21 protein-coding genes and 1 pseudogene are annotated in these 20,190 nt (G+C 60.0%); 13 read left to right on the plus strand and 9 right to left on the minus strand.

All coding sequences use genetic code 11. The annotated features are described in order from the left end of the window. Window positions 1–211 precede the first annotated feature (211 nt). Entirely contained in the window at window positions 212–946 is a 735-nt protein-coding gene (locus FHT92_RS10950) for a glycosyltransferase family 25 protein (RefSeq protein ID WP_183824822.1), read from the minus strand. Between the two features lie 272 nt (window positions 947–1,218). Here FHT92_RS10950 and FHT92_RS10955 point away from each other — a divergent pair, with 272 nt between their 5' ends. Continuing rightward, window positions 1,219–2,562 (plus strand): NAD(P)/FAD-dependent oxidoreductase, encoded by a 1,344-nt coding sequence (locus FHT92_RS10955; protein ID WP_183824825.1) that lies wholly within the window; start codon window positions 1,219–1,221, stop codon window positions 2,560–2,562. Window positions 2,563–2,575: 13 nt separating this feature from the next. Here the strand turns inward: FHT92_RS10955 and FHT92_RS10960 are convergent, their stop codons facing one another. Then, complete coding sequence (locus FHT92_RS10960; RefSeq protein ID WP_183824828.1) at window positions 2,576–3,382, minus strand: trans-aconitate 2-methyltransferase; 807 nt, start codon at window positions 3,380–3,382, stop codon at window positions 2,576–2,578. Here FHT92_RS10960 and FHT92_RS10965 point away from each other — a divergent pair. Next, window positions 3,381–3,563, plus strand: coding sequence for a hypothetical protein (locus tag FHT92_RS10965; RefSeq protein WP_246735220.1), 183 nt, complete (start codon window positions 3,381–3,383; stop codon window positions 3,561–3,563). The genes FHT92_RS10960 and FHT92_RS10965 overlap by 2 nt on opposite strands. A gap of 14 nt (window positions 3,564–3,577) precedes the next feature. On the opposite strand, the gene FHT92_RS10970 is transcribed toward FHT92_RS10965, so the two are convergent. After that, window positions 3,578–4,387, minus strand: a complete 810-nt coding sequence (locus tag FHT92_RS10970; protein WP_183824831.1) for a pirin family protein — start codon at window positions 4,385–4,387, stop codon at window positions 3,578–3,580. 142 nt (window positions 4,388–4,529) lie between these two features. Here FHT92_RS10970 and FHT92_RS10975 point away from each other — a divergent pair, with 142 nt between their 5' ends. Further along, window positions 4,530–5,120, plus strand: a complete 591-nt coding sequence (locus FHT92_RS10975; protein WP_183824834.1) for an SMI1/KNR4 family protein — start codon at window positions 4,530–4,532, stop codon at window positions 5,118–5,120. A 45-nt stretch (window positions 5,121–5,165) separates the two neighbouring features. On the opposite strand, the gene FHT92_RS10980 is transcribed toward FHT92_RS10975, so the two are convergent. Continuing rightward, the gene (locus tag FHT92_RS10980; protein WP_183824837.1) at window positions 5,166–5,693 is read right to left on the minus strand and encodes an AAA family ATPase; all 528 of its coding nucleotides are present in this window, start codon (window positions 5,691–5,693) and stop codon (window positions 5,166–5,168) included. 178 nt (window positions 5,694–5,871) lie between these two features. On the opposite strand from FHT92_RS10980, the gene FHT92_RS10985 reads away from it, so the two are divergent. Beyond that, a complete protein-coding gene (locus FHT92_RS10985; protein WP_183824840.1) occupies window positions 5,872–6,864 on the plus strand; it encodes an SDR family oxidoreductase in 993 nt (330 codons plus the stop codon). A 19-nt stretch (window positions 6,865–6,883) separates the two neighbouring features. Here FHT92_RS10985 and FHT92_RS10990 read toward each other — a convergent pair whose 3' ends face one another. Continuing rightward, on the minus strand, window positions 6,884–7,756 hold the full coding sequence (locus tag FHT92_RS10990) for a LysR family transcriptional regulator (protein ID WP_183824843.1): 873 nt from the start codon (window positions 7,754–7,756) through the stop codon (window positions 6,884–6,886). Window positions 7,757–7,855: 99 nt separating this feature from the next. Here FHT92_RS10990 and FHT92_RS10995 point away from each other — a divergent pair, with 99 nt between their 5' ends. The 4 genes from FHT92_RS10995 (at window position 7,856) to FHT92_RS11010 (ending at window position 11,325) form a co-directional block, all read left to right on the plus strand. Then, window positions 7,856–8,065 carry a DUF1127 domain-containing protein gene (locus tag FHT92_RS10995; protein ID WP_183824846.1) on the plus strand — a complete coding sequence of 70 codons (210 nt, stop codon included), beginning with the start codon at window positions 7,856–7,858 and terminating at the stop codon, window positions 8,063–8,065. A 96-nt stretch (window positions 8,066–8,161) separates the two neighbouring features. Next, window positions 8,162–8,641 carry a VOC family protein gene (locus FHT92_RS11000; RefSeq protein WP_183824849.1) on the plus strand — a complete coding sequence of 160 codons (480 nt, stop codon included), beginning with the start codon at window positions 8,162–8,164 and terminating at the stop codon, window positions 8,639–8,641. 251 nt (window positions 8,642–8,892) lie between these two features. Then, on the plus strand, window positions 8,893–9,312 hold the full coding sequence (locus tag FHT92_RS11005) for a GFA family protein (RefSeq protein WP_183824852.1): 420 nt from the start codon (window positions 8,893–8,895) through the stop codon (window positions 9,310–9,312). Window positions 9,313–9,465: 153 nt separating this feature from the next. Next, window positions 9,466–11,325 (plus strand): ABC transporter ATP-binding protein, encoded by a 1,860-nt coding sequence (locus tag FHT92_RS11010; protein WP_183824855.1) that lies wholly within the window; start codon window positions 9,466–9,468, stop codon window positions 11,323–11,325. Window positions 11,326–11,513: 188 nt separating this feature from the next. On the opposite strand, the gene FHT92_RS11015 is transcribed toward FHT92_RS11010, so the two are convergent. From FHT92_RS11015 to FHT92_RS11025, 3 genes and pseudogenes are all read right to left on the minus strand, one after another. Next, entirely contained in the window at window positions 11,514–12,434 is a 921-nt protein-coding gene (locus FHT92_RS11015; protein WP_246735222.1) for a hypothetical protein, read from the minus strand. A 322-nt stretch (window positions 12,435–12,756) separates the two neighbouring features. Beyond that, on the minus strand, window positions 12,757–13,146 hold the full coding sequence (locus FHT92_RS11020; protein ID WP_210278426.1) for a response regulator: 390 nt from the start codon (window positions 13,144–13,146) through the stop codon (window positions 12,757–12,759). 19 nt (window positions 13,147–13,165) lie between these two features. Beyond that, window positions 13,166–14,734: pseudogene (locus FHT92_RS11025) on the minus strand (sensor histidine kinase); the annotation flags it as partial. A gap of 29 nt (window positions 14,735–14,763) precedes the next feature. Between FHT92_RS11025 and FHT92_RS11030 the strand changes: the two are divergent. Then, window positions 14,764–15,144 carry a response regulator gene (locus tag FHT92_RS11030; RefSeq protein WP_183824858.1) on the plus strand — a complete coding sequence of 127 codons (381 nt, stop codon included), beginning with the start codon at window positions 14,764–14,766 and terminating at the stop codon, window positions 15,142–15,144. Between the two features lie 37 nt (window positions 15,145–15,181). On the opposite strand, the gene FHT92_RS11035 is transcribed toward FHT92_RS11030, so the two are convergent. Then, window positions 15,182–15,970 (minus strand): class I SAM-dependent methyltransferase, encoded by a 789-nt coding sequence (locus tag FHT92_RS11035; protein WP_183824861.1) that lies wholly within the window; start codon window positions 15,968–15,970, stop codon window positions 15,182–15,184. A gap of 114 nt (window positions 15,971–16,084) precedes the next feature. Between FHT92_RS11035 and FHT92_RS11040 the strand changes: the two genes are divergently transcribed. The 4 genes from FHT92_RS11040 to FHT92_RS11055 all read left to right on the plus strand — a co-directional run bounded on the left by FHT92_RS11040 (window position 16,085) and on the right by FHT92_RS11055 (window position 19,992). Continuing rightward, a complete protein-coding gene (locus tag FHT92_RS11040) occupies window positions 16,085–17,221 on the plus strand; it encodes an ABC transporter substrate-binding protein (protein ID WP_183824864.1) in 1,137 nt (378 codons plus the stop codon). Between the two features lie 5 nt (window positions 17,222–17,226). Next, window positions 17,227–18,297 (plus strand): FecCD family ABC transporter permease, encoded by a 1,071-nt coding sequence (locus FHT92_RS11045; RefSeq protein ID WP_183824867.1) that lies wholly within the window; start codon window positions 17,227–17,229, stop codon window positions 18,295–18,297. After that, the gene (locus FHT92_RS11050) at window positions 18,291–19,043 is read left to right on the plus strand and encodes an ABC transporter ATP-binding protein (RefSeq protein ID WP_183824870.1); all 753 of its coding nucleotides are present in this window, start codon (window positions 18,291–18,293) and stop codon (window positions 19,041–19,043) included. The genes FHT92_RS11045 and FHT92_RS11050 overlap by 7 nt, the downstream gene beginning before the upstream one ends. A gap of 175 nt (window positions 19,044–19,218) precedes the next feature. Further along, window positions 19,219–19,992 carry a hypothetical protein gene (locus tag FHT92_RS11055; protein WP_183824874.1) on the plus strand — a complete coding sequence of 258 codons (774 nt, stop codon included), beginning with the start codon at window positions 19,219–19,221 and terminating at the stop codon, window positions 19,990–19,992. Window positions 19,993–20,190 lie beyond the last annotated feature (198 nt).

Consider the following 20,190-nt stretch of genomic DNA (forward strand, 5'->3'; position numbering starts at 1 on the left):
GATTTGACGCCAACAAGACTGGCGAACCATACAAATCTGTAAGGTTTCACGCCACAGAACGACCATTTTTGAGGTAACCAGCTGAATTTTCTTCTAAAAATTGCGACAGTATTATGGGCGGCTATAACATCGATCGAAAAGCCAGCTAAAGTGCGACAAAAAGTCTTGAGACGAACCGTGCGGACAAAGCCGGCCCTCATAGTCCGACACCTTATTTTTTCAATGCGTAGTTAATTCTGCGCACCGCCTCGGTGATGCGGATTGCATAGGTCGGCAACCGCCTCCACCAGGGAAATTTGGTTTCCTTGTAGACGGATCGAGTCCCGATATTCGAGCTGCCCTCTTTTACATCGGCCACATTCTTACGGGTCGTGTAGATCCGCGCTCGCGATGCCCAGCCGCGCTCCAGTTCGATATCCCAGGGAAACCGCATGACGCCGATCGTCTTCAGAAGCTTCAGGGCGCCCATCCGCGTCACCGCATAGCAGGCGGCCGATCCTTGCGGACCATGGGTCGCCCGGCCGATCTCGTCGCCGAAAGTCGAGGCGGCGACGGGCCTGAAGCCGACGGTGCGGTGATTGAAGAGCTTGATCACATCGGCGCCGGGTACCGCCGCGAGCGCCGCCTCGGCGCGCGTAACCAAGTCGGCAGACAAAATGACATCGTCCTCGACGACGATGCAGGCAGCCTCGCCCGTTTCGAGAAAGGCTGCGAGCACCTTCAGGTGACTCCGATAACAGCCATATTCGCCCGGCAGCATGGTCCGGCCATTGTTGCGCTGAAAGGCGCGCTCATCACAGGCCGTGCGCTGGTCAGCGGCGACCTCCCGCCCATCGACGCCGGTAATGCGAACGAGGTCGAACTGTAGGGCTTTGGCCTGATCGGAAAGAGCATTCCACCGGTCCTCGGACCGGTCGAGATTGATCACATAAATGCTGATGCTCATCGTCCAACCATGGTTCGCCCTTGCAGCGGGATTACGCCCCCGTCAGAAATGCTCGCCTAGCACTTCCTCCGGCGGCTGCGCAACCTGCCGTCTGCGATGACATCAGCTTGAATTGCCGGCTTAGAGCGCCCTTAGTCCAATCGGACACAAAGGAGGCTCTAATTCTTTGAATCGCGCATCAGGCCTTCCGAAAATCGATTCCGATTTTCCGGCCAATGCTGTAGAGCCTCCAGCACTCCTTGCCTATCGATCAGCCGTTCAGGACACACAGATTGCCCGCCTTCCCCTTCTCCCTAAACGATCCCATCCAGCATCATGGCCCGCTTCCGAAAATCTCCGACGTCGTCATCATCGGCGGCGGCGTTATCGGTGTTTCAGCGGCGCTGTTTCTGGCGAAGCGCAAGATCTCCGTGACGCTCATCGAAAAGGGCCGCATCGCTGCGGAACAGTCCTCCCGCAACTGGGGCTGGATTCGCAAGCAGGGACGCGATGCCGACGAGTTGCCTATCGCTATCGAAGCCTGCCGCCTCTGGCAGGAGCTCGCAGCAGAATGCGGCGAGGATATCGGCCTGAACCGGACGGGCGTCACCTATCTCGCAAACTCCGACAAGCAGATGGCGGGCTTCGAGTCTTTCATGAAGCTCGCGAACGCCTACGACCTCGACACCCGCCTGCTCGACAGCGGGCAGACGGCTTCCCTCTTCAAAGGCATGTCCCGCAGATTTGCGGGCTCGATGACGACACCATCGGACATGCGCGCCGAACCGTGGCTCGCCGTCCCCGCGCTTGCCCGGCTCGCCGCCCGCCTGGGTGTAACAATCATCGAAAACTGCGCGGCGCGAACCCTCGACCTCGCCTCGGGCAAGGTGAGCGGCGTGTGGACCGAGGCAGGCCGCATCGAGACCTCGACCGTGCTCGTCGCAGGCGGCGCCTGGTCGTCGCTCTTCCTCAGAAACCACGGCGTCTCAATCCCCCAGCTCGCTGTCCGCGCCACCGTTGCCGCAACCGAGCCGATGGCCGAGATCCACGCGGGTGCCGCAGCCGGAGCAGACGTCGCCTTCCGCCGCAGGCAGGATGGCGGCTACACGCTGGCGCCGGGAAGCCACCGCCTCTATCTCGGCCCTGATGCCTTCCGCCACGCCACGAAATACCTGCCCGCGCTCATGGCTCACCCCTTCGGCACCCGCTATTCGCTGGCAGCGCCGGAATTCTATCCCGACAGCTGGTCGACGCCGCGCAGCTGGACGGCGGATGCGGAGAGCCCGTTCGAACGGATGCGCGTGCTGAACCCTGCCCCCGAACAATCCAGCCTCGATGCCATCAGCCGCAATTTCAAACGCCTCTTCCCGCAATTTCAAACCGTGCGGCTGAAAGTGACCTGGGCCGGCATGATCGACGCAATGCCCGACATCGTGCCGATCGTCGACCGCGTAGAGGCAGTCACCGGTCTCTTCGTCGCCACAGGCATGAGCGGCCACGGCTTCGGCATCGGTCCCGGAATCGGCCGCGTGGTATCGGACCTCATCCAGGGCAACGCGCCCGGCCATAATCTCAACCGCTTCCGTCTCTCGCGTTTCACAGACGGCAGCCGCATCCGGCCGGGGCCGGCGATTTGAGCGACCTCCAGCCCTATTTCCGCCTCGCGATAAAAACCGATGTCGTCATATTCCTGGTGACGACACCGCCAAAATCGGCCCTTGCAACATCTTCCAGCGCGTCCAGCAGCGCTTCGCGCTTCTCTGCCTCCAATGCCACGACATTCGAATAGGTCGCGTAGAGCCGCCGCACCGCGGGCGGATCAAGCGTCAGCGTCCACTCGACCATGACAGGCAGTTCGCATTGGAATGAAGCCTCCTCAAAATCGCTGATACGGGCCTGGCTATCGAGCCCGTAAGGCGTCTGCACTGTCCCTCCGCCGGACGGGCTTGGACGATGCCCGGCAAAAAGATGCGCGCTCGCCTCATGAAAGGGATCGGGCCGGATATTGTCGCCAAAGACGTTCCAGATCAGAGCCACAGCGCCGCCATCACGAAGCAGCGCATGGATACGCCGCAGCGCCGGAACAGCATCGAGCCAATGAAATGCCGTCGCGCTGACGACGAGATCGAAGGACTGCGGAGCCTCGGCCAGCTCTTCGAAGGTCTGCTCGATCACCTCGAATTCGTCGCGGTGCAGCCGCGCACGCAGGAATTCCGCAAGCCTCCTGTCCGGCTCGACGGCCAGAAGCCGCCGCGGCTCGTGATCCAGAAGATGTTCGGTGGCAAGCCCGGTTCCCGCGCCGATCTCCAGTATCGCGATACCAGATCGCAATCCGGCCCGCTTCCGCAACAGATCCCACACCTGATGCGGATAAGGTGGCCGGGCGGACTGGTAGTTTTCAGGGCTCAGTTCAAAGGCCTGCCGGCCGAATGAACGGGCAAGTATATCGCCGGACATGACGATCTCCGCGCTGATCGGCTTAGATCTATCGTCAAATGTCGCGCTCAACAAGCAACCGGTGGGCGGCTATCTCGGCGGCGCCCTCGTGCGCGTGCTGCCCGCCAACGTGGTCCACTGGTTCGTTATCCTCGCCGGGACAGTCATGACAATCGTCTACGCTGTCAAATATTGGAGCTGAGGCCCGCCCTATCTTCACCTCCCTCGCCACAACCGCTTCAACCCCTGCCACCGTTTCACGAGACGGATCACGACAGGCGGCGGGATCTTCCTATTGTCGGCCACCGTCCCCTGTCGCGTGACGGGCGCTCGATGATCGAGCAGGAAGGCGACCATCACACAGTCGCTCGTCGCCTCTGCCGTCAAACGCTCCTCCGACAGCAGCAGACCTTGCTCGCCTTCGCCAAACGTTTGCCCGGCGGCAAGAACCGCGCCGCTGAACACATAGAAATAGAGGTCGCACCCCTGTTTAAACGGAAATTCCGCCCGCCCGCCGGCCTCCAGCCGAATATCGAAGAAATCGATCCGGTTGCGAACGAAGAACGGCGCATCGCCTCCTTTCGGCCCGACGAGATGCCGCCAGCGATTGGGCGTCATTGCGGGCATCGCCCCATACTGGATGCCGGGTTCGAGATCGACCGCATTAGGCCGCACCAGGATCTGCAGCATGCGCAGCGGCGGATCGGAAGCGAGCGTCTCCTCGGAATGCCAGAAGCCGCGCCCGGCATTCATCACCATCAGATGGTCGCCGTCGCAAACCAGCCGGCCTTTGGACCGGTCTTCGTGGCGCATCACGCCTTCAGGCACCCAGGAGATGATCTCGTCATTGCGATGCTCATGCATGGCGATCAGCCGGCCCGGATGCAGGATGGACTCGACCACCATCGCCAGCGGCCCGTGACCGTGATCGCGAGGCTTCGGATTTACCCATCCCGGCATGTTGATATGCGCAACGAACCCTCCCATGTCGCGCACGACGAAGGTTCGCTCCCCCTTGAGCAGCATCGTGTCCTCCTTGCCTGCAAGCAGTGACGATACCGGCCCATTAGCGCCCCGATACCATCAGAGGTCAACAAAGCGGCCTGCCATTGACCTGTTCCGCCCCGGCCTTAAATGCCTGCGCCGTATCGCAACAAGGAAACCCATCGTGAGCAATGACAACACAATTCCGTTCCGACGCCCTGACGCCCTCGCCAGATTTGCGAAGTCCCGTCTCGTCGCAGCCCGCTATGGCGGCGCGGATGAAGCGCGGCTCTCGGCATTCGAAACGCAGCACGAGGTCAGTCTGTCCGATGGCTATCGCGATTTCCTCATGCGGGAAAACGGCCTTGACTATCACATCCCCCACACCACCATCGCCACCCTGCCCGCAGAGGCGCAGAGCGATGCCTTCGTTCTCTCCGACATCAACACGCTGTTTGGCATCGGCAACGGGCATCCGTATTTCGATCTCGAGGAACTCGCCCCGGACATGGATTTCCACGACTACGGCTTCACCCCGTTCGCCCATGTCATCGGCCTCGGCGGCGACTTTTCCACCCTCGTCGAAATTACCGAAGGCAAACGTACAGGCGCGATCATGTACACCGATGGCGAGCTTTTCCATGGCATGCGCAGCGACGGCATCGCCGGAAAATCCGCTGACGAAGCGATCGATTATTTCATTGATAGCGGCTACTACTATCGGGTCGCGACAAACCTCTCCGACCTCTTCGAAAAATATGCCCGGCTGATCTGAAGCTTCGCATCATCCCCGCAGATACAAAACTCTCGGCGGCCGATATCAGACCTCTCGCGCTTCCCTATATCGGACAGTTTCAAGCTGCGATAGCAACGCGGCAACAGCCTCATCCACGCCCTGCTTCGCAGTGTCGATGACGATGGGACTTTGCTCCCAAGACTCATAATAGTGTGCAGTCACCTCTTCCCAGAGAGGTTTTACCAACCCCGGAACATCGCTTGCCCGCGTTTCCACCCGCCAGCGATGTTCGTTCCGGTCCGAGCAGACGATTTCGATCTCAACGGCCGGCACACCTGATCGCGCTGCGACCGACAGCCAGGCGTCCCGTGTCACTTTCAAAGGATTGACCGAGTCCGCAACGACGATCTTGCCGAGCGTGAGATTGTCTTCGGCGATCCCATATCCGACCATGTAGCCCGCCGGGCCAACCTCCGAGCTCAACATGTCCGAAGCCCGTATGTTCTGTTCGATCGTATCGATACGCAGATGGACGGCCCCAAGCTCCTTCGCCAGGGCACGCGAAATCGTCGTCTTCCCCGAGCCGGGTAAACCGCCGAAAATGATCAGCATGAATAGGCACCTCCCGCTTGCTGATGATGAACCCCGTGAATCCTAGCGGCATTTCCCGATCTTGGAATATGCGGCTGTTTTTTGCCCGCCACGCCGGCCATTTCGCAGGAGACGCGTCTCGCCTTTCGCGCTATGAATCTCGATCACATCCCGCCCCATCCGATACCGAGGTCCCCACATGGCACTGAAAATCCTTTTCATCGGCGGCACCGGCCAGATTTCCTATCCTTGTGTAGAGCGCGCAGTGGCCCAGGGCCATCAGGTCAGTGTCTATAATCGCGGCCTTAGGGGCGATCCGCTGCCCGCCGGCGTCACCTCCATCGTCGGTGAGCTTGGATCATCAGCCTATGCCGATCTTGCCAAGGCCAATTACGATGTCGTCGCCCAGTTCATTGCCTTCACGCCGGATCAGATTGCCCGCGATATCGAGATATTCTCGGGCCATTGCGGCCAGTACATCTTCATCTCGTCGGCCTCGGTCTATGAAAAGCCGGCCCGCCACTATGTGATATCAGAAGAGAAGACACCGGCGATCAACCCCTACTGGCCCTATAGCCAGGCCAAGATCGCCTGCGAGGAACTGCTGAAGAAGTCCGAAAACCTCGCCTGGACGATCGTGCGCCCCAGCCACACCGTCCGCACCGGCCTGCCCATCATGATGGGCGACAGCGACGTCATGGCGCGGCGCATGCTGGACGGCGAACCGACCATCGTCGCCGGCGATGGCCATACGCCCTGGACGCTGACCCGTTCGGTCGATTTCGCCGTGCCCTTCGTCGGCCTCTTCGGCAAGCAGAAGGCGCTGCAGGACATCTTCCACATCACCAACGACCACGCCCATATCTGGGACGACATTCAGAAGACGATCGCCAGATTGCTCGGCGTCGAAGCCAAGATCGTCCACGTGCCGACAGACACGCTCGTCAAGTACAACCCGGAATGGATCGGCCCGCTGACCGGCGACAAGGCCTGGACGGCAATTTTCGATAATTCCAAGGTCAAGAGTGTGGCCGGTGACTTCACCTGCGCCGAAAGCCTTGATGAAATCCTCGCCGAACCGATCATGCATCTCAAGCAGCGTTTCGCCAAAGGACGTCCACCGAAGGGAGAGTTCGACGCTCTGATTGATCGCATCTGCGCCGAACAAAGCGCTCTCGGCGCTGCCGCATGACAGCTTAGGCAAAAGCCCGTTACGCCTCGAAGGCGCGAAGGCACTTCATCACTTCGCGCAGCCCCCGCGTCAGATGTTTGTCGCGGCGGATGACCATGCCGAGTTGGCGCACGAGCGGCGGCTGGACGGGTGATGTCACGAACCGGCCCCGGTCGCGCTTCAGGGCAAGCCCAGGGAGTATCGACCACCCGAGCCCTGCGGCGACCAGCTCCTTGATCGCCTCGACGCTGCCGAACTCCATGGTGGGCTGGCTCCTGATGCCGGCGGTCTCGAACCACTCGTCGGTGGCGCGGCGCGTATTGCCGCCCTCGTAGAGCATCATGATCTTGTCCTTGAAGAAATCAGGCGTGGGGCCACCCTCGGGCATCGCGCTTCCCTTCGGCGCCACGGCGATGAGCTCGTCCTCGTAAAAGGGCTCGATCTCAAGTGAACGCCCGGAGGCCGGCAGCGTCACGACGGCGATGTCGAGCGCGTTGGCTTCGAGATCGCGGATCATCTCATCGGTGTTGCCGACACGAACCACAATCTCCAGACCGGGCATACGTTTCTTGACGGGGGCGATCGCGCGGGGAAGCAGATGGATCGAGGCGGTGCCGCCGCTGCCGATCCGCACGCGCCCCACCGCACCTTGTCGGTAAGGCGTCATCGCCTCCTCGGCGGCCGCGCATTCGCCAAGAATCCGGCGCGCATGAGCCAGCAGTTCGACGCCCGCCGCAGATGGCTGCGCCCGGCGGCCGACCCGCTCGATCAGCCGAACCCCCATCCTCTGTTCCAGAAGCTTCACCTGCAGGCTGATGGCCGGCTGCGTTAGCCCCGCTCTTTCGGCGGCAGCCGTAAAGCTGCCGAGATCGACGACGCTGACGAAGGCGGAGAGCTGGTCGAGATTCAGCATCAGAAGAATTCCTTATGGATTGCATAAGAACCATAAGCTTCCCTACCGGCATACGCCAGTCCATTTTGAGGCGCCCAAGATGAAAGCTGGAGATGCCCGATGACAACGAATTTGGAACTGCCGACAGCCATGAATCGCGCGCCGAGCGGCGGCATCGCGCGGCGCTACCTGATGCGCCTCAACCTTTATTTCAGCAAGCGCCGCGAGCGGCTGATGCTCTCCTGCCTGTCGGACGAGCAGCTCCGCGATATCGGTGTCAGCCCTTCCGAGGCGAGGACCGAGGTCGACAAGTCATGGTTCTGGGGATAGCGGCCACTGGGCTCTAAATGATCCGCCGGGGCTGGAGAAAACCGGTTTGACTCTTATGTCTCTGCCATCAGGGAAAAAACAGCAGAGGAGCGCGCAATGGCAGTAGCAAAGAACACGATCTGCGTCTGGTACGACAAGCACGCCGAGGAAGCTGCCCGCTTTTACGCCGGCGTCTTTCCAGACAGCAAGGTCGGCGCCATCCACCGCGCCCCCGGCGATTTCCCGGACGGCCAGCAGGGCGACGTGCTGGTCGTGGAATTCACGGTTGCCGGCATTCCCTGCATCGGCCTGAATGGCGGCCCTTCGATCAAGCACAGCGAAGCCTTTTCCTTTCAGATCTCGACGGAAAATCAGGAAGAGACCGACCGCTACTGGAACGCAATCGTCGGCAATGGCGGCCAGGAAAGCGAATGCGGCTGGTGCAAGGATAAATGGGGCGTCTCCTGGCAGATCACCCCGCGTGTCCTGATGGAAGCGATACAGGCAGGCGGGGCCGAGGCAAAACGCGCTTTCGACGCGATGATGACGATGCGCAAGATTGACATCGCGGCAATAGAGGCAGCCCGCCGCGGCTGAGGCAGCGGGTTCTGCAACTATGGCAGCCGGCTGGTGTCTGGCGCTCGAACAACAGCCGGGAGTTATTTCCGAGCAGATAATCGCCTTCATAGCTTGTAATGTTCAGCTTGAACTTTCGCGGCACCTCCCAAAATAGCCGCCGCTGATGGCAACCGCCGTCGTTTCAAGGCGAGTGGATTCAATCCGGCACGCCGGCATCTCCCCATAAATCCCGAAATCTTTCCCAAACCTCGCGAAACAGGAGTCTTCCGATGGCCGATGCCCAATGCAGCTGCGGCGCGCTCAGACTGGCGCTGCCGCAAAAACCAAATGTGGTGATCGCCTGTCACTGCATCGAATGCCAGAGACGAACAGGCGCCCCTTTCGGCGCCGGTGCCTTCTATCCGGCCGAAGCCGTCACCATGTCCGGAACGGCCAAGCAATACAGCCGTGACGCGGCAAGCGGCGGAAAGGTGCATTCCTATTTCTGCCCGAACTGCGGCTCATCAGTGTACTGGAAGGCCGACAACCTGCCCTCCATGATCGGTGTGGCTCTAGGAGCCCTGAGCGACGTGAGCCAGTTCCCGGCTCCGGCCAAATCAATCTTCGAGCGGTCGAAGCACAATTGGGTTCAGATCGACAGTGCCGACGAACACTTCCAGCAGGGCAGCGTTGCGCGGCAGTCACATTGAGGCCGCAGGTCCGGAAGCAACCCACGGCCGCTGCCCGCACTTTTCCAAAATTTCTAATTGAGATTGCAGCCGGAAGATGATTCCATACGGTTCGCGTCGCCTTGTATACCCCGCCCTCCTCCGATCTTTGACCCGAGAGGCTTCAAGCCGATTATGTCGATCTCAGATGCGATCTATCGCCCCTTCGAACGCCTGATCCAGCCGCTCGACATCCCCTACCGGCCGCTGCCGTCAAAGGGTCCTGTGACGGTGCTTCTGCACTTCATCTCGATGTTCCGCGGCGTGCTGATTGCGGTGGCCCTTTCCACCATGGCGATCGAGGCCATGAATTTGACGATCGTCTGGGGGCTGTCGGTCATCGTCGACGGCGTGACGCAGCAGGGAGCACGTGCTTTTCTGCAGAGTGAATGGCCGCTGCTGACCTTCTTCGGCCTGCTGCTCTTCCCGGCCATTCCCATCGCCTCGTTCCTCGTCAACACGCTGACCTCGCATACGCTCGGCATCGGCATGCCGGCCGCCATCCAGTGGCAGGGCCACAAGGCAGTGGAGCGGCAGGATCTCGCCTTCTTCCACGATCTCTATGCCGGCCAAGTCGCCTCGCGCCTGACGCAGGTTGCTTCCGCCGTTCAGCAACAGATCATTTCGGCTTTCCAATCCATCCCGCGCTTCCTGATGCAGATGGTGGGCTCTGTCGTCCTGCTGAGCGCGCTGTCCTGGCAACTTGCCCTGCCGGCCATCGTCTGGATCACGCTGAACGTTCTGCTCGCCGTCAGGCTGGCCCCCGTTTTCACCGAGCGCTCACGCCGCTCTGCCAAGCGACGCAGCCTGATTTCCGGCGCCATCACCGATCTCTACGCCAATATGCAGATGGTGAAGCAATTCGCCGCCGAAGACAGCGAGGCGGGCGCTATCCGCGGCATCATCGGCAAGGCGATAAAGGCGCAGCAAAGCGAACAGCGCATCTATCGGACCGCGGAGCTCACCGTCGTCGTCCTCAACATGATGCATTGGCTGGCGATTCTGTCGATCGGCTTTACAGGGCTCGTCGACGGCTTCGTCACGATCGGCGAATTCACTGGTGCCGTCTATGTTCTGACCCGCCTGTCCGGTCACACGTTTACATTTCTGCAGATGGGTTCGCAGATCTTCCAGGCGATCGGCACGATCAAGGACGCCATGCCTGTCATGACGACGCCGCCCACCATCACCGACCGGCCGGATGCGAAAGAGCTTGCGGTGACATCAGGCGAAATCCGTTTCGACCATGTCCGCTTCGCCTACAAATCCGGCAGGTCCGTCATCGACAATCTTTCGCTGACGGTCCGGCCGGGCGAAAAGGTCGGCCTCGTCGGCCTTTCCGGCGCCGGCAAGACGACGCTGGCCAACCTGCTTCTGCGTTTCTACGACATCAAGGATGGCGCTGTCCTCATCGATGGCCAGGATATCCGAACCGTCACTCAATCGAGCCTGCGCCGCGCCATCGGCGTCATCGCTCAGGATGTCGCTCTGCTGCACCGGTCGGTCGGCGACAACATCCGCTACGGCCGGCCGGAGGCCACGCAGGAGGAAATCGAGGCCGTCGCCAAAATGGCGAGCGCCGATCTCTTCATCGCCGATCTCGCCGATAGCGAGGGCCGCAAGGGCTACGAGGCCTATGTCGGCGACCGTGGCATCAAGCTTTCGGGCGGGCAGCGCCAGCGTGTGGCAATCGCCCGCGTGCTCCTTAAGAACGCGCCGATCCTGGTACTCGACGAGGCGACCTCAGCCCTCGACAGTGAATCCGAAGCTGCCATCCAGGAACGGCTTGATCTCGTGATGGAAGGCAAGACGGTCATCGCCATCGCTCATCGTCTCTCGACCATTTCCAGCATGGACCGCATCGTCGTGCTCGACCACGGCCGCATCATCGAGGAGGGCCGGCCGGAGGAACTGATTGAAGGCGACGGGCTCTTCGCGCGCCTGTGGAGGCGGCAGACGGGCGGGTTTATTCCGGAGGAGATTGAAACGGAATAATTGCTCTTTCCAGCAGAAAAGCTGGAGCGCGCGGCCCCCTCACCCTAACCCTTTCCCCGCTGGGTAGAGGGGACGTGCCACACGACACCTTCAAGAGCGTGGAAACGGTGCGGCATATCCCTTCTCCACGCCGGATGTAACCCGAGCAAGCCTTGCGGATGCGACCACGCCAGGAACTGACCCTCTCGTTACTCCCTGGTCGGCTCCGGTACATGACGAGAGGCCCATTCGAACGCTTCGTCGATAGCCGCAAACTTGACCGCCTGCCAATGTCGGTAGTCTCGGATCAGCTTTGCCCCAATCCAGAAATCGCCGCGCTCACCGTCGACATCCCATCCACAAGCATCGAGCAACTGGGCACGGTCGAAAAGGCGCCGCGCATGGGTTCGGGAGATGGCGTAGCGCTTGAAGAAGTCTCCAATGCGCAAAGGGCCGACAGGCATGCGCGCTTCCAGCTCCTTTTCCGGCGATACCCGAGACATCAGGTCATGCAGGATGTTGCTGCCGGAAGCAGTTCGAACGAAAGCGTCTACGCTCTGCGGAGGGCTGGCCCATTCCGGATCGTGAAAGAGGCTCTGGGCCATTCTTGGCTGCGCATACCACAGCAGGCGCCGATCGGCCGATGACCGCGAGAATCGCGTGCCCCGATCGAGCATGTCGAGTGATTTCAGATGTTCATCGAACCATTGGCGGATCAAGGTTTCGGCAGTTTCGGAAATTCTGAGCTGACGAACGCGCCTGTCCCCGCTTTCATGAGTATCCACCAGGAGACCGTAATTGCGCATCTCCGCGAGATGCGCGAACGCCGTGTTTTTGGAGGCAATGTTACTCTCGGCGATGAGGGCCTTCAGCTTGGCGGCAGTAAGGCCCGGATGAGACGGTGACGTGACGCGCTGAAAATGAAAAGCCAGAATGGATTGCGTCAGCAACCATCGTTTCATATCTGCGGTATAGCGCACGATACGAGGCGCGGCATCGTGCATGGCAATGAGCTTCAGCGCAGCATCCTTCAAAGCGAACGGATAAAGACGATTTTCCACAATGGCTTCGACGGTCAAAATCTCCGTCGCATCGGTGGCGCAGCGCATTGCGGTTGATACGGAAGTCAACGGATCTCTCCAGGCAAGTGGTCGGCAACCTCCTGCTGCACTATGTCTGTTAAAATAGAATTGCAACGGGTAGGAAGGGCACCTTGCGCGCCGCATCGGTCCGAGAGCTTGCGGCGACGATGTCGTCGAACCTGCCTGCTTAACCAGGTAGCGCCCGTGGCCCCTCATCCGCCCTTCAGGCCCCTTCTGCCCGCCGGGGAGAAGGGGAGAGAGGCGGTGCGGCATATCCCTTCTTCCTCGGGGAGAAGATGGCGCCGAATGAGGAGGTCACGGACGCATACCTCGCGTATTTTCCTAGATGGTTGGGCAAATCGGGATCTGGTCACGCATCCGATGTTGGCCGTCCGAAAAGGCCATGAGCGATGTTCTCCAGTTCGATCGGTTTGTCGCAGAGAATATAGCCGCCAAACCGCCCCGGAATGACGGATGGATCGTAGGCGGTGGCGAACACGAAGGGTATGCCGAGCTCTTCGAGGCGTTCTGCCACAGGAAATACCATCGTGTCGGATAAGAAAACATCGAGGATGGCGGCATCGATCTGCTGATCTTCGATGAGGGCGAGCGCATGGTCGACGCGCGGTGTCGGACCGATCACGATCGCGCCGAGCTTGACAAGCTCTCTGCGAGCCTCCTCTGCGAGCAGAAATTCATCCTCGACAACGAGCACCCGCTTTCCGACAAAAAGGGAACTGTGGGGAAAGCTGGATGTCAACGGCTCACTCCACCTGTTGCTAATTGAGCGGGAAAGAGAGACTAACGGTCAAACCATCGGGATCGAAATTAGTTTCAACCTGTCCTCCGAGCCGATAGCCGATTTCCCCCTGCATCAGCGACATTCCAAATCCGTCCACCTGCGGTTCCTTGACGGCAGGACCACCGCTTTCGCTCCAGTCGAGGATAAACGAATGATTTTCGAGCTGCCACCGGATATCGATGTGGCCTTCGCCATTGCTCAGGGCTCCGTATTTGGCGGCATTGGTCGCAAGCTCATGGATGACCATCCCCAGCGCAAGCCCGCGTTGTGGATTGAGTTTGTATTCCGGGCCGTCGAGCGTGATCCGTTCGGCGCCGAATGGCGTCAATTCCTGGCTTATCAGCTCCTGCACGGAAGCTTCTTTCCAGTGTTCGCGTGAAAGCAGGCCATAAGTCCGCGACATAGCTTTCAACCGGCCGACGAAAGCTGCGTGAAACGCCTCCGGCGAGGCAGAAGATTCCAGCGTCTGGGTCGCGATGCTGATCGTCACCGCGAGCATGTTCTTGACCCGATGATTGAGCTCCGAGATCAGCACCTTCTGGTGCTGTTCGGCTTCGGCCAGCGTAGTGATGTCGATCAGTGTCACGATCACGCCGTCAATCTTGTTGTTGTCGCCCCGATAAGGAAGAAGGCGCGCCAGAAAATGGTGCCCCTGCTCATCGCGCGGAAGATGACGGTCGCGGCTTTGCCCCGAAGCGAAAACCTCCGCGATATGGTCGTTCAGCTCCGGGTAGTCGATATTGCTGGAGAGTTCGGTCAGCGGCCGGCCGACATCGGATGTGCGCAGCTTGAAGAAATTAGAGGCCGTAGGCGTAAAATTGCGGATGACCAGATTGCGGTCGAGGAAGATCGTCGCGATCTCCGTGGCATCGAACAGGTTTTTGAGATCATTATTGGCCCGATCGAGCTCTTCGACCTTGCTGTTGAGCTCGGCATTGATCGTGTTGAGCTCTTCGTTGAGAGACTGCATCTCCTCCTTGGAGGCCTCGAGTTCCTCGTTGGAGGATTGGGCCTCTTCGTTGACCGATACCAGCTCCTCGTTGGATGACTTCAGTTCTTCGAGCGCTGTCTCATATTCCTCGATCGTCGATTGCAGGCGCTCGCGCGTGTCACGCAGCTCCCGCTCGAGATCGGCAGTCCCTTCCTGGCTTCGCTGGGCGCGTTCGGCTTCAGAGCGCGCCTGGGACGGTCCGAGCGTTTGAAACAGAACGACATAGAGTGCTTCGACCGACCCGCGATTGCCGAGCGGCTCGACTGCCAGCGACACCGGCTGAACGCGGCCGTCATCGTCGTCCACGACGATATTGTCCTTGGTCACACGCTGTCTTGACGATACGCACTCGCGCAAGGCGGCCCTGAGATCGAGCCGCAGATCCCGCCTTGCCATGTTGATCAGCTGGCGACTCGGCGCCCCCTGCGGCACTTCCAGAAACTTGCTCGTGCGTCCTGAGGAATAGACGACATCCCCGTCCGCATTCACCACGACATGAGCGGGTGCGAACGATTCCAGCACCTGCGCCTCGACAGCCTGTCGCAACTGCGCGCCGCCAAGCAGTGATGAGATGGAGCGCTCAGATGGAAGAAAAGCTGGGCCATGTGCTGGTTGTCGAAGACGAATACCTTATAGCGGTCGATCTCGTGGAGGCTCTCGAACAGCACGGGGCAACCATCGTCGGCCCGTTTTCAAGCATCGCGCATGCCAAGGCAGCGATCGAAAGCGCTTCCGAACTTGATGGCGCGGTGATCGATATCAATCTCAGGGGAGAATTGAGCTTTCCGATCGCCGAGATGCTGCGGCAAAGGCACATTCCCTTCATATTTACGAGCGGCTACGACCATCTCGTCATCCCCTCGTCTCTCTCCGAGGTGCCACTGGTGTCGAAGCCCGCCGAACCCGGCGAAATAGCGGGATTGCTTGCGAGCCTCATCAGCAAGGGACATGAGACGCTTCAATGACCACAGACCGCCGGCCCAGCAAGAACCCCAGAGAACCTTAAGCCAGAGGCTTCGTCGCACAGATCGCAAAACGATCCTGCACCATCCGCTCCAGCCCGCGCAGGAAGGGCATCTTGCGCGCCTGCGCCCAGTGAATGTCGGAGAGCTTGCGATCGACGACGATATTGTCGAAGCCCGCCTGCCGCAGCAGTTCGACGATCGCTTCCGCCGGCATCTGGTCCGAGAAGTAGACGCGCGAGCGGATCGCCTGATGGCGGGCCATCATCTCCGGCTTCATATGGCTTGCCGGCGCCTTACCGGTCAGCTTCGTCCAGAGCTTCTGCAGCCCCTTCACCCAGGTTTCCTTGCCCATATTGCCGTCGACGATCAGCACCTTGCCGCCGGGCTTCAGCACGGAGAACCATTCGCGGAAGGCCGAGGGCGGATCGACCAGCGTCCAGACGAGATGCCGGTTGGTGATCACGTCGTAGCTATCCTTGGGTTCCATGGTATTTTCCGCGTCGCCCGAGACGAAACGGATATCGGTGCCGCGCTTTTTCGCCTTGGCGCGCGCCTGCGCCAGCATCGCATCCGACCAGTCGAGCCCGGTCACCTTGAAGCCCGCCCCGTGCATGAGATGAGAGATAACCGCCGTGCCGCAGGCAAGGTCGAGCGCCGCACGTCCCTGCCCCTCGCCGAGATGCTTGCGGATCAGCCGCTGCCAGCCTTTTCGCTCGGCTTCGGAAAAGATTTCGTGGCCGACGCTCTCGTCGAAGGTCGCTGCCCTTTCCGACCAGAAATCCCGGATTTCATCGCGAATGGAATAGTTCGTGTTCATCATATTCATCGTCTGCACCCAACGCCGGACTTACTTTGGAAAAGCTCTAAAACATAAAACTTGATTCCAAAACTCAGTTTTTCTATGCCTCGGGAAATAACCGAGGACGGAGAGACTTTCCAGATGAATTTTATGAAATTGCTTGCACTGGTCGCGGCCGCGGTTGCGGTACTGCTGCCGTTCTCGGTCTTTGCCGATCCTTTCACCATCAAGGATGTCGCCGGCCGCGAGGTCACTTTCGACAAACCGGTCGAACGCGTGATTCTCGGCGAAGGCCGGATGCTCTATGCCATTGCTCCGATCGAGAAGGACGATCCCTTCGCCAAGATCGTCGGCTGGCGCAACGATCTCTGGACCACCGACAAAGACGGCTTCAACGCCTATGTCGAGAAGTTCCCGAAGGGTAAGGACCTGCCCTTTCTCGGCAACCTGACGGACGGCACGCTGCAGACGGAGACCGTCGTCGCTCTCCACCCAGACCTGATGCTGCTGCCAATCGGCAACAAGAAAGCGGCCGACGAGGTGAAGCTCGAGGAGATGCTCAGCAAGATCGGCGTTAAGATCGTCTATATCGATTTCCGCGAACACATCCTCGCCAATACCGAGCCGAGCCTGAAAATCCTCGGCAAGCTCTTCGGCCATGAAGACCGCGCCGAGGCCGTCGCCGCCTACTGGAAAGAGCAGATGGCGCGCGTCACCGACAAGCTGAGGGAAGCCAATCCGAAGAAGCCAAACGTCTTCATGTATCGCGCCGCCGGCCTCGTCGAATGCTGCGGCACCTTCGGTCCTGACAATTTCGGCCTGATGGTGGATTGGGCCGGTGGCCACAATCTCGGCTCCGATTTCCTGCCCGGCTATACCGGCTCGATCAATGCCGAACAGGTCGTCGCCTCCAACCCTGACGTCGTCGTCGTCACCGGCTCGAATTGGAGCCAGACCAAGGACGCCAAGGATTTCGTCAATGTCGGCCCGGCCGCTGCCGGTACGATCGACGACAGCCGCAAGGCGCTCGACGCGCTGGTGCAGAACCCGGCCTTCACCGGCTCCAAGGCCGTTGCCGATGGGAATGTGCATGCGATCTGGCATCAGTTCTACACGAGTCCGTACCAGTTCGTGGCCGTGCAGCAGATGGCCAAGTGGTTCCACCCGGATCTCTTTGCCGATCTCGACCCGGATGCGACCTTCAAGGAATTCCACGAGAAGTTTCTGCCGGTCGCCTATCAGCCGGGTTACTGGGTCGACGCCAAGGCCGGAAAGTAAGCGCCATGGCAGAGATCGCCGCCATGCCGATCGAAGCCGAGGAAGGCAGGGCGCGTTACCGCGCCCTCGCCCGCCGCAAGCTTTTGATCCTCGTTGCCATGACGGCAGCGCTCTGCCTGTCCTTCGCCATCGATCTCGCCTGGGGTCCTGCCCGCTACGGCCTCGGAGAAGTCGTGACCGCCCTCTTCGATCCAGACGCCGTCTCGGCGCAGATCCGTACCGTCGTCTGGGATATCCGCATGCCGGTCGCCGTCATGGCGATCGTCGTCGGCGCCTCGCTCTCGGTTGCCGGAGCCCAGATGCAGACGATCCTTGCCAATCCACTGGCAAGTCCCTTCACGCTCGGCATTTCCGCCGCCGCAAGCTTCGGCGCGGCACTCGCCATCGTCACCAGCGTGCCGATCCTGCCGGTTGCGGCGGGATTATTGGTGCCGGTCAATGCCTTCGTCATGGCGCTCATCGCCACCCTCTTCATCCATTTCATCTCGCAGGCACGCGGCGTGTCCGTGCAAACCGTCGTGTTGCTCGGCATCGCGCTGGTCTTCACCTTCAATGCAGCCCTCGCCTTCCTGCAATATCTCGCTTCCGAACAGGCGCTCTCAGCCGTCGTCTTCTGGACCATGGGCAGCCTGACCAAGGCCACCTGGCCGAAGATCTGGATCACGCTTGCCGTATTGCTGATTTCGCTGCCGCTCTTTGCCCGCCATGCCTGGGCGCTGACCGCGATCCGCCTCGGCGAGGACAAGGCGGCAAGCTTCGGCGTCAATGTCCGCCGCATCCGGCTGGAAACGATGCTGATCATCTCGCTGCTGGCTGCCGTGCCCGTCAGTTTCGTCGGCACGATCGGCTTCGTCGGCCTCGTCGGCCCGCATATCGCCCGCATGATTCTCGGCGAGGACCAGCGTTTCTTCCTGCCCGGCTCGATCCTCTCGGGCGCGCTGCTACTCTCGCTGACCTCTGTCGTCTCGAAGTCGATCATTCCGGGCGTCGTCTTCCCGATCGGCATCATCACCGCGCTCGTCGGCGTGCCCTTCTTCTTCTCGCTCATCCTCTCGAACAGGAGCCGCTCATGGTAGCGCTTCAGCTGCAGTCGGTCGGCGCCTATCACGGTCGCAAGCTCTTCGTCGAAAACGTGACGACGCCGAAGCTGACTGCCGGCGAGCTCGTCGCCGTGATCGGCCCGAATGCCGCCGGCAAGTCCACCCTCTTCAAGCGCATCACCGGCCTCCTGAAAGGGCCCGGAAACGTGCTGGTCGAAGGTGCAAAGACCAGAAACGCCATCAGCTACATGCCGCAGGATACTTCGGCCAATGCGGTGCTGACGGTCTATGAATCGATCCTGCTTGCCCGCAAGCAGGGCCAGTCCTGGGGCGTTGGCGATCAGGATCTGAGACTGATCGACGACGTCATGAAGGCGCTGAACATCGAGGCGATCGCCTTCCGCGACCTTGGCGCCCTCTCCGGCGGCCAGCGCCAGCTCGTCTCCATCGCCCAGGCACTGGTGCGCGAGCCCGAGATCATGCTGATGGACGAGCCGACCAGCGCGCTCGATCTTCACCGCCAGGTGGAAGTGCTCGATTTCATGCAGCGCCAGGCCCGCAAGCGCGGCATGATCGTGCTGATCGCCATCCACGACCTGAACCAGGCGCTACGCTTCGCCGACAAGGTGTTGGTGATCCAGAACGGCCGCATGCTGGCCTGCGGCAAGCCGCGCGAGGTCGTCACCGTCGACATGCTGCGCGAGGTCTACAAAATCCACGCCCGCATCGAGAAATGCTCTATGGACCACGACCACGTCATCGTCGACGGTACGGCGCATTAGGGTGTTCCCAACACCCTGAAGTGAGCACAAAATATCGTCTTGTCGGATTTAATTGTGATTGACGCCCTCAACTAAAACTGGCAGCCACTCCTTCATTTAAGTCGCAACAGGCTCGGGCATACAAGCGACTGATCGGCTGATGAAGAGAGGGGAACAGTATTGGTTGGAGGCACATATGGCATCTAATAGAGCGCGATGGAGTATGGTTGCCGGACTAGTCGCAGCGCTGATTACGACACCAACGCTGGCGATCGACTCTGTAAAGCTACAGTCAATTCGCTCATCGCTGTCTCTGGAGGAAATCGTCGCATTTGCCATGTCGAAATCGACAGCGCCAATTCTCGACATCGACAAAACAATCGAGATCAACATCGTCATCAATGCGAAGGGTATGGAGAGGGGCGATGTTCAAGCTTTGCAGCTCGAGTTTTTGCGCGTGTTTTTTGGGCTAATGGCGTACGCAGACGTGCGTCTCAATTTTGATGCCAGCCAATCGATAAATTATTCAGCTGGAACACCATATGCGCCTTTCGGTGATCAGAACCGGCCTTTAAACACCCAGACCTTCGAAGTGTTCGTTGATCGTGATGCGCTCAAGCTGGCAAAATTAGGGCAGATAACAGTGCACGATATCGACACGCTTCGAAGCAAACCGGACACGTTGGAATGCTACCACGAGCGCCGAAAAGGATATCCGACTATCAACGTAGTGGTCGACCGCGATATTAATCCGGTAGGCTGCCTTTACACAGTCCTGTTGCAGTCGATCGGAATCGAGCTACCTTTCGGCGGGGTTGCAGCAACATATCGCGCCGGGGACCTTCCCGGCTTCAGACGCAATGCCGAAATGGCGGCAGCATATGCCATTCATGAGTGTCGATCTCTCATAGACGAAAAAAATCAGTTCGAAAAATGCGTGAGGGGAGTTTTTGGCAATGGGAAGTTGTGACCGTTACCTTAGACCCGACAATCAAAGTTGGCGTCCCAGTTGCCAATTGGATCCAGTTCGGTCACCGGCGAGTTCAGGGGGAATACTGGGCTCACCTATGTAAGGCTAGGCAATCCAGCGCGAGCCTAATCGCTGCGTTAGGTTAGAGCATCGGGCCGAAAGGTGTAAAGTGGTTTTCGGATAATGCGATGCTTGAAC

It is taken from the genome of Rhizobium sp. BK377, assembly GCF_014193935.1.
Classification (GTDB): domain Bacteria; phylum Pseudomonadota; class Alphaproteobacteria; order Rhizobiales; family Rhizobiaceae; genus Rhizobium.